Origin of the sequence: Corynebacterium sp. (assembly GCF_012838985.1) — a bacterium.
GTDB lineage: Bacteria > Actinomycetota > Actinomycetes > Mycobacteriales > Mycobacteriaceae > Corynebacterium.
In genome coordinates this window covers 1-9,028 of sequence record NZ_DUOE01000112.1, presented here as the reverse complement: position 1 = coordinate 9,028, position 9,028 = coordinate 1, and the positions used below count along the sequence as shown (strand labels likewise).

The 9,028-nt window shown below is 70.4% G+C and carries 9 protein-coding genes and 1 pseudogene; 1 reads left to right on the top strand and 9 read right to left on the bottom strand.

Annotated features, from left to right (window positions below; all coding sequences use genetic code 11):
- The 7 genes and pseudogenes from GXZ33_RS06635 to GXZ33_RS06605 form a co-directional block, all read right to left on the bottom strand.
- Positions 1-1,118: glycoside hydrolase family 76 protein (locus tag GXZ33_RS06635; RefSeq protein WP_291340062.1), on the bottom strand; the 1,118-nt coding region annotated here is incomplete at its 3' end.
- A 90-nt stretch (positions 1,119-1,208) separates the two neighbouring features.
- Positions 1,209-1,877: an RNA methyltransferase gene (locus tag GXZ33_RS06630; protein ID WP_291340061.1), complete on the bottom strand. Its 669-nt coding sequence runs from the start codon at positions 1,875-1,877 to the stop codon at positions 1,209-1,211.
- A complete protein-coding gene (pyrE, locus tag GXZ33_RS06625; protein ID WP_291340060.1) occupies positions 1,858-2,412 on the bottom strand; it encodes an orotate phosphoribosyltransferase in 555 nt (184 codons plus the stop codon). The genes GXZ33_RS06630 and pyrE overlap by 20 nt, the downstream gene beginning before the upstream one ends.
- A gap of 37 nt (positions 2,413-2,449) precedes the next feature.
- Positions 2,450-3,598: a hypothetical protein gene (locus GXZ33_RS06620; protein ID WP_291340059.1), complete on the bottom strand. Its 1,149-nt coding sequence runs from the start codon at positions 3,596-3,598 to the stop codon at positions 2,450-2,452.
- A 34-nt stretch (positions 3,599-3,632) separates the two neighbouring features.
- Positions 3,633-4,472, bottom strand: coding sequence for a sulfurtransferase (locus GXZ33_RS06615; RefSeq protein ID WP_291340058.1), 840 nt, complete (start codon positions 4,470-4,472; stop codon positions 3,633-3,635).
- A 128-nt stretch (positions 4,473-4,600) separates the two neighbouring features.
- A pseudogene (locus GXZ33_RS06610) lies at positions 4,601-5,236 on the bottom strand (ABC transporter ATP-binding protein); the annotation flags it as partial.
- 67 nt (positions 5,237-5,303) lie between these two features.
- A complete protein-coding gene (locus GXZ33_RS06605; protein WP_291340057.1) occupies positions 5,304-6,464 on the bottom strand; it encodes a sugar phosphate nucleotidyltransferase in 1,161 nt (386 codons plus the stop codon).
- A 34-nt stretch (positions 6,465-6,498) separates the two neighbouring features.
- On the opposite strand from GXZ33_RS06605, the gene GXZ33_RS06600 reads away from it, so the two are divergent.
- Positions 6,499-6,996, top strand: a complete 498-nt coding sequence (locus GXZ33_RS06600) for a DinB family protein (RefSeq protein WP_291340056.1) — start codon at positions 6,499-6,501, stop codon at positions 6,994-6,996.
- Here the strand turns inward: GXZ33_RS06600 and GXZ33_RS06595 are convergent.
- Both GXZ33_RS06595 and GXZ33_RS06590 read right to left on the bottom strand, forming a co-directional pair.
- The gene (locus GXZ33_RS06595) at positions 6,982-7,239 is read right to left on the bottom strand and encodes a Rho termination factor N-terminal domain-containing protein (RefSeq protein WP_291340055.1); all 258 of its coding nucleotides are present in this window, start codon (positions 7,237-7,239) and stop codon (positions 6,982-6,984) included. The two genes, GXZ33_RS06600 and GXZ33_RS06595, sit on opposite strands and share 15 nt — an antisense overlap.
- A gap of 67 nt (positions 7,240-7,306) precedes the next feature.
- The coding region (locus tag GXZ33_RS06590) for an AAA family ATPase (RefSeq protein WP_291340054.1) at positions 7,307-9,028 on the bottom strand (1,722 nt) is incomplete at its 5' end.

Genomic DNA, 9,028 nt, shown 5'->3' with positions numbered 1-9,028 from the left:
TCGCGTTCGTCGATACGCAGGACGCCGAGCGCCTCCGGCAGTGAGGACGGCGCCAGACCGAAGTTGTGCGGCAGGCGGGCGTCGGCCGTCCAGTCGGTGGCGAATACGGGCAGACCGTCCACCTCGAGGCGGCGGTTCCACACGGACTCCGCCGAGGAGAGGACCAGCCGCCGGGCGATCTTCTTCGCGGCGCGGTTGGCGGCGTTGTCGGCGGGCAGGCGCACCGCGACGTCCGCGAGATAGCGCGCGAGGATGCCCTTGAACAGGCCGCCGTCGCCGTCACCGGTCTGCCAGTCGATGATGCCCGAGGGGGTGGCCATGTGGACCGCCACCGCCTGCACCAGCGCGCGGACGCGCGTGATGTAGGGCATGGACTCGTCCACCGCGTCGGCGTCGGCCATGTCGAGGATGCTGTCGGCGTGCTCGAAGCCGGCCTTCTCCCGCAGGGCGAGGGCGATCTCCAGGTTCGCGCCGAGGGTGACGCCCTGGCAGTACGGGTGGAGGTTCTCCACCAGCTCGGGGCCGTGCATGCGCATGCGGATGCCGTCCATGACCAGGCCGTCGTCGTCGATCAGGTGCTCGTGGATCCACTCCACGATGGTGCGGGCCTCCGCGAGCCGTCCGGTGCGCGCCATCATGATGGCCGCCGGGCCGTTGGAGGGCACGTTGTAGAACGTCTCGCCGGTACGCCACGGCAGGACACCGGTGAGGGAGTCGATGCCGTCGACGATGTTGTGCTCGAGGCGCGGCAGGACAGTCGGCATGGGGACCTGGCTCAGCGCCCCGGCGCGCCGCAGAGCGAGCGCCAGCCACGCCTTGTCGTCGTAGTAGCGGTTCGCGGTCAGCGGGCCGAGGTTACGCAGGCGGATGCCGTTGATGGTGTTGGCGACGATCCGGCGGCGGGCCCGGGTGGGGCGGCGCCTGGTGGCGTCGACGAGGCAGTCGAGGTAGTGCGCCTGCCACCAGTAGTGCCAGTGGTGGAAGAGGCGTTCCTTGGTGGTCGGCGGCCAGCTGACCACGGCCAGGTTGGTACGCGGAATGCCCCAGACACGCGCCGAGTGGCGCTCGTTGATGGCGGCCTCCGCCAGGTCGGCGCGGTGCGCCCAGGTCTCCTGCACGTTCTTCTCGTCGCTCCGTAGCATCCTTGTGTTACACCCCGTTGTGTCACACAAGGATAACGATTTCCTTGCGATTGTGTCACCGTCTCGTCACCAGGCGTGACGGAGATCTCCATGCTGCCGGATCCAGGCGTGCATCGCTATGCCCGCCGCCACCCCCGCGTTGATCGACCGCGTCGAACCGAACTGGGCGATCGAGCAGGTCATCAGCGCCCCCTCGGCCGCCTCCGGGGTGATGCCCGGCCCCTCCTGCCCGAACAGCAGCAGGCACTCCCGCGGCAGGTCCGCGGTCTCCAGCGGCACGGAGCCGGGCGTGTTGTCGATCGCCACGACGGTCAGGCCGTGGCTCCGCGCCCACGCGAGCAGCGAGTCCACGTCCGGGTGGTGCATGAGGTGCTGGTACCGGTCGGTGACCATCGCCCCCCGCCGGTTCCAGCGGCGCCGCCCGACGATGTGCACCGTGTCCACCGCGAAGGCGTTGGCGGTGCGCACGACGGTGCCGATGTTGGCGTCGTTCTCGAAGTTCTCGATCGCCACGTGCAGCGGGTGCCGCCGCGTGTCGATGTCCCGGACGATCGCCTCCCGCGTCCAGTAGCGGTAGGCGTCCACCACGTTGCGACGGTCGCCCTCAGCGAGCAGCTCCGGGTCCCAGTGGTCACCGGTGGGCCACTCGCCCTCCCAGGGGCCGACGCCGTGCCGGCCCTCACCCCACTCGGTCGGGCCCTTGTCCTCCGCCGGATCAGGCGAGACCAAGGTCATCCAGGCCCAGGAGGTGGCGGTACTCGAGGCCCTCCGCGCGGATGACCTCGTCGGCGCCGGTGGCACGGTCCACGACGGTGGCCACACCGATGACGTCGGCACCCAGCTCACGCAGCGCGGCCACCGCGGTCAGCGGGGAGTTGCCGGTGGTCGTGGTGTCCTCCACGACCAGCACCTTCCTGCCCACGACGTCGGGGCCCTCCACGCGGCGCTGCATGCCGTGCTTCTTGGCCTCCTTGCGCACGACGAACGCGTCGATCGGGCGGCCCTCGGCGTGCATGACGGCGGTGGCGACCGGGTCCGCACCCAGGGTCAGACCACCGACCGAGACGTAGTCCCAGTCGGCGGTGAGCTGACGCAGCAGCGCACCGATGAGCTTCGACGCCTCGTTGTGCAGGGTCGCGCGGCGCAGGTCGACGTAGTAGTCCGCCTCCTTGCCCGACGACAGGGTCACCTTCCCGTGGACGACCGCCAGCTCCTTGACCAGGTCGGCCAGCTGTGCGAGCTGCGTCGCGTCGACATCGTTACGGCTCATGGGGTTCTCCTTCAGGTACGGGGATCTACCGGAGACCTTAGTCGTCGAAGAGGGAGGAACCCCCACTGAGATCACGCGGCATCCGCGCGCCGCGTGGCTCCTCCTCCGGCTTCTCGACGCCGTCCGCGATTGCCTCCACCTCATCCGCACCGATGGCACGGGGTTCGACGACACCACGGGCCACCGCCTGGCGACGGCTCGGCAGGTCAAGCGGCTCCTCCGGGCGCTGCACCAGGGGGCGCTCACCGGCGTCGACTCCCTCGCGGGCCACCGCCAGCACCCCGAAACCGGGCTGCGGGGGGCCGGGCATCTGCCGGGTGGGGTCGAGGTCGTCGAGAAGCAGCGTCTGGGAGGAGGTGGCCTTCGGGGGGAGGGCGCGGGCGACGTCGGCGAGCATGGCCAGCGGCGCGAGCATCTGCTCCCAGTCGCCGCGGTGCGACCCCTTCGCCGTCTGCGCCAGCACCCAGTCCGCCTCGATCCACACGGCGGTGACCACCTCGGGGAACACCTCGAAGGCGGTGGTGAAACGCTCGTCGACCAGCCGCTCCGCCACACCCGTGTCCGTGGCGAGGATGCGGAAGTCCCCGAGCGTGAACGCCTCGATGAGGTCATCCGAGGACTCCTGCTCGAGGGCGGCGATGCGGCGGGCGTCGATGACCACGTCCGACCCCGCACCCCGGCGCATCGCCATGACGTTCACCCCGCCGAGATCCATGAGCAGCATCTCGTGGCCGTAGGCCCGGCCACTGACGATGTCACGGGCCACCGCCCCGCTGGCCGCGGCACCGCGGGACCACTCGTCGTTGAGCCAGTCGTCGGTGCGCGAGAAGCCGTAGCCCTTCTCCTCCGCCCAGGCGCGACGCTCCCGGCGCAGCGCACCGGGCAGACTCAGCCCGTGACGGCGCTCAGGGGCCGGCGCCGGGGCGGGTTCCTCCTCGTCCTCCGGCTCGGGCCCGGGTGCCGGTTCAGGTGCGGGGGTCTCCGCTTCCACGGGGGGCGGCGGGAGGTCGGTGGTGCCGGTGGCTCCGGTGTCCCCGGCCTCCGCGGTAGCCGTGGCGTCAGCCTCCTCCATCACCTGCGGCTCCTCCACCGGCGCAGGCGCGACCCGCCGGCGGGCGTCGACACGCCACAGCACAGCAGCCGCACCAGCGGCGAGAGCAGCGAGGGCAAAGGCAATGGTGGACATCATCCTCGACAATAGTTGCCCGGAAGCGTTTTCCTCAGAAGCCCCGCTGGACCGGGTTCTCCGGATCGGCCGCCCACTGGGACCAGCCGCCGACATAATGCGTGGCACAGCCGAGGCCGGCGTGCTCCATCGCGGCCAGCGCCAGCGCCGAGTGGTTCCCGGAACCGGAGTACACGATCACGTTCTCCGGGGAGGTGATCCCCTCCTCCGCGAAACGCGCCCGGATCTCCTCCGGGGAGCGGATCGTCCAGTCCTCGTTGAGCAGGTCACGCACCGGGATATTGATGGCCCCCGGGATATGCCCCGCCTTGAGGTCGAGGATCTCCCGGCGGCCGGCGAAGCGGCGGGCGTCCCGGGTGTCCACGAGCACGCCCCCGGAGGCGACATGGTCCCGGACGTCGTCGATCTCCGCGACGGGCAGCTGACCAGTACGGACCTGCCCGCCGATCGCGGTGGCGAAGTTGCCCGGCCCACCGACGATGGGGAAACCCAGCTCATCCCAGAGGCGGAGACCACCGTCGAGGATCTGCACGTCCGCGATGCCCGCCCAGCGCAGGATCCACCACGCCCGGGCGGCCATGAGGCCCCGGCCCTCGTCGTAGACCACGACTCGGCTGTCCGCGTCGAGCCCCCAGCGCCCGAACCAGTCCTGCAGGTAGTGCGGCTCCGGGAGGGGGTTGCGGCCCTCGTCGGAGCTGGGGATGCCGGCGAGGGCGTAGGGCGGGTCGCAGAACAGGGCCGTCGGCATGTGCTCCGACTCGTACTTCTTGTAGCCCCCGCTCTTTCCCGGGGCCCAGTAGGAGGCCAGGACCGTCTGCGGCTGGCCGTGCCAGATGTCGTCGCGCAGGGAGTGGGGAGTCACGAAGGTGCTCATGTGTCCCGATCCTAGGTGCTCAACGGGCTGGATCCAGCCGAGTTCACGGGCCCGGGTGTAGGCCTCGAAACGGTTGCGCGCCCCCACCTTGCTCATCGCCGCGGACAGGTAGTTGCGGGTGGTGCCCGGCCCTCGTGCATGATGGCGATCCGGTCGCAGAGACGTTCGGCCTCCTCGAGGTAGTGCGTGGTCAGCACCATGGTGGTGCCACGCTCCTTGAGGCCCTCGAGCAGTCCCCACACGTTGCGCCGGGACTCGGGGTCCAGGCCCGTCGTCGGCTCATCGAGGAAGATGACCCGGGGATCACCGACGAGTGCGCACGCCAGATCCGGGCGGCGCTGCTCGCCCCCGGAGAGGGCGCCGACCTTGACGTCCGCGCGGTGGGTGAGGTCGACGTCGACAAGCACCTCGTCGATGTCACGCGGAGTGGAGCAGGTGCCGGCCCACATGCGCATCGTCTCGGCGACGGTGAGCGCCGCGGGCAGGCCGCCGGACTGGAGCATGATGCCCAGCTGCGGGCGCAGGGCCTGACGGTCTGTCACCGGGTCGAGGCCGAGGACGCGGACCTCGCCGCCGTCGGCGGGGGCCAGGCCCTCGAGGATCTCCAGGGTGGAGGTCTTGCCGGCGCCGTTGGTGCCCAGCAGTCCGAAGACCTCGCCCCGTTCCACGTGGAACGAGACGTTGTCGACGGCGACGAAACTGGTCCTGCCGGACGGGTAGTGCCGGTTGAGGTCGGTGGCGGTGATGACGGGTGATGTGCTCATGACCTCATGGTCGCCGATTGACATCGCCCCAGGTAGGGGCGTTTGTCAGGGATCGGCATGACAGATGTCACGGGGTCAGCGCGTCACCCTCGTCGGTGGTGCCGCCGGGCACGAGGACCGTGATGTTGCCGGGGCCGGGCTTCGTCCGCCCGGTGCGCCCGGTGGGGATCGTGGCACCGTGGTCGGCGATGACCGACTCCAGGTGCGCGCCCGCCGGCACGGTGACGTCACCGATGAGGACGCAGCGGCGCACGGTCGCGCCCTTCTCCACCCGCACGCCGGGGCCGATGAGGCTGTGGTCGACGTGCCCGGCGATGTCCGCACCCGGGCAGACCAGCGAGTTGTTGATCTCCGCGTCGGGGGCGATGCGGGCGGGTGCGGACTCGCTGAGGTTGGTCAGCAGCGGCCAGTCGCGGCGGTGCAGGTCGATGCCACCGCCCTCGATGAGTTCCATGTGGGCGCGGAAATAGGCGTCGATCGTGCCGAGGTCGCGCCAGTAGCCCTCCAGCCGGTACTCGTGGACGGTCCCCTCCCCGACCAGGTGCGGGAGGAGTGTCTCGCCGTAGTCGCCGAGCTCGGCGCCGTCGGAACCCGGGGGCAGCAGGGCGTCGCAGGCGCGGCGCAGGGCGGCGACGTCGAAGACGAAGACCTCCGTGGCCACGACGTGGCCGGTGGGAGAGTCCGGCTTGTAGTCGTAGGCGGTGACGCGGCCGCCCCGGGTGGTCACCACGCCGTAGCGCGAGGGGTCCTCGGCGATCTGTGTGGTGACCACCGTCAGGTCGCTGCCCTGCTCCGCGTGCTGCGCGAGTACCGGACGCAGATCCAGCTGGTAGAGGTGGTCGGCGCTGAGCACGACGAGGGTGTCCGCCCCGAACTCCTCGACCGCCTCCAGCTGCTGGTAGAGGGCGTGTCCGTTGCCCTCGGAGAAACCGTCCTCGGTGTCACCCTCCCCGGGCGGGAGGATCCGCAGGCCGGAGCGGGTGCCGTCGAGATCCCACGGCCGTCCGCCCGCCAGGTGCCGGTTGAGCAGCCCGGGGCGGTACTGCTCGGCGATCCACACGTCGCGCAGACCGGAGTGGGTGAGGTTCGACAGGGCGACGTCGATGAGCCGGTAGCTCCCCGCCAGGGGCACCGCGGGTTTCGGCCGCGCGTCGGTCAGCGGGGACAGGCGACTGCCGCGCCCGCCCGCGAGGATGAGCGCGACCGTGGATGATGCGTTGCCGTTCATGCGACCATGTTACGGGCGCCGGTAACATGGCGACATGAAGACGACCGACACCATCCGTGACCTCATCGGCCGCGTCGACCACTCCCTGTCACAGCTCCGCGACCTGTCGCCGCAGGAGCTCAACACCCACCCCGGTGGGCACCCCAACTCCCCCGCCTGGCTGCTCTGGCACGTCGGCCGCGAGATCGATGTGCAGCTGGCGCAGATCTCCGGCGGCGCGGAGGTCTGGGCCCGCCACCGCGACCGTTTCCGCCTCGGGGAGATCGGCGACACCCTCGGGTACGGCCACACCCCCGAGGAGGCCCGCTCCGTGCTTCTCGACGACCACGCGCTCCTCCGCGCCTACATCCGCGAGGCGCTCAGCGCCGTCGCCGCGCATGCCGCGCGGGTCACCGACTGGGATGAGGTGGTCGACACCTACGACGGTGAGCCGGTCACCCGTCAGGTGCGCGTGACGTCCCTGCTTCTCGACGCCCTCGAGCACCTCGCCCAGGTCCACTACATCGCCGGCATGCCGTCAATGGTTGCGTAGTGCCTCGATGAGTTCGGCCTTGCGCATCGAGGAGCGGCCCTCGATGCCGAGTTCCGCGGCGCGTTTCCGCAGGTCCTCGACGGTCCAGTCCTCGTAGCTGCCGGCCTCGCCGCCCTTGCGTCCCACCTCCTCCCGGGAGGTGTTCGCCGCCGCGTTGGCGATGCGGGCGGCCTTCTCCTGGCTCGCCCCGTCCGCGCGCAGGGCGTCGTAGAGTTCACGGTCCTTGATCGGGTCCTGTGCCATGCGCCCCAGCGTAGCGACGCCGCCCCGTCCTCCGGGGAGGAACGGGGCGGCGTCGGGAAGCAGGGGTCTAGCCGCGGGTCACGTCGAGCGACTCGTCGCCCTCGGCGACGTCCACCTTCACGGTGTCGCCGTCGCGGATGTCACCGGCCAGCAGCTCCTTGGCCAGGCGGTCGCCGATGGCCTGCTGGATGAGGCGACGCAGCGGACGGGCACCGTAGGCCGGGTCGTAGCCGCGCTCACCGAGCCAGGACTTCGCCGCGTCGGAGACCTCCAGCACCAGGCGGCGGCCCGACAGGCGGGCGGCCAGCTGGCCGATCTGGATGTCCACGATGTGGGTCAGCTGCTCACGGGACAGCGGGTCGAAGATGACCACGTCGTCGAGACGGTTGACGAACTCCGGCTTGAACGTCCGCTTCACCGCGTCCATCATCTGCTCGCGGGTGCCGCCGGCACCCAGGTTCGAGGTGAGGATGAGGATCGTGTTGCGGAAGTCCACCGTGCGGCCCTGGCCGTCGGTGAGCCGGCCCTCGTCGAGGACCTGCAGCAGCACGTCGAAGACGTCCGGGTGGGCCTTCTCGACCTCGTCGAAAAGCACGACGGTGTACGGGCGACGGCGCACAGCCTCGGTGAGCTGGCCGCCGGCGTCGTAGCCGACGTACCCCGGAGGGGCACCGACGAGACGGGCGACGGAGTGCTTCTCGCCGTACTCGGACATGTCGATGCGGACCATGGCGCGCTCATCGTCGAAGAGGAACTCCGCCAGCGACTTCGCCAGCTCCGTCTTACCCACACCGGTCGGGCCGAGGAAGAGGAAGGAACCGGTCGGACGGTTCGGGTCGGCGACACCGGCGCGGGCACGACGGGTCGCGTCGGATACGGCCTGCACGGCCTCCTCCTGGCCGACGACACGGTTGCCCAGCACCTTCTCCATGGCCAGCAGCTTCTCGGTCTCACCGGCGAGCATCTTGCCCGCCGGGATACCGGTCCACGCGGAGACGACCTCGGCGATGGTGTCCGGGGTGACCTCCTCGCTGAGCATGGCGTTGTTGGCGCCGTCGGCCACCTCGGCCTCCGCCTCGGCGACCTCCTTCTCCAGCTCCGGGATACGGCCGTAGCGCAGTTCGGCGACCTTGCCGTAGTCGCCGTCACGCTCCGCGATCTCGGACTCCTGGCGCAGCTTCTCCAGCTCCTCCTTCGCACCGCGCACCTTGTCGATGCTCGTCTTCTCGTTCATCCAGCGGGCCTTGAGCTCACCGAGCTTCTCGCGCTCGTCGGCCAGCTCGGACTGCAGCCTGGTCAGACGCTCGCGGGAGGCGGCGTCGGTCTCCTTCTGCAGGGCAACCTCCTCGATCTCGAGGCGGCGCACGATGCGCTCCAGCTCGTCGATCTCCTGCGGCGAGGAGTCGATCTCCATGCGCAGGCGGGAGGCGGCCTCATCGACCAGGTCGATGGCCTTGTCCGGCAGGAAGCGGTTGGTGATGTACCGGTCGGACAGGGTGGCGGCCGCCACCAGCGCGGAGTCCTGGATGCGGACACCGTGGTGGACCTCGTAGCGCTCCTTGAGACCACGCAGGATACCGACGGCGTCCTCCACCGAGGGCTCACCGACGAAGACCTGCTGGAAACGACGCTCCAGCGCGGCGTCCTTCTCGATGTACTTGCGGTACTCGTCGAGCGTGGTGGCACCGACCAGGCGCAGCTCACCGCGGGCGAGCATCGGCTTGATCATGTTGCCGGCGTCCATGGCGGACTCACCGGTGGCACCGGCGCCGACGATGGTGTGCAGCTC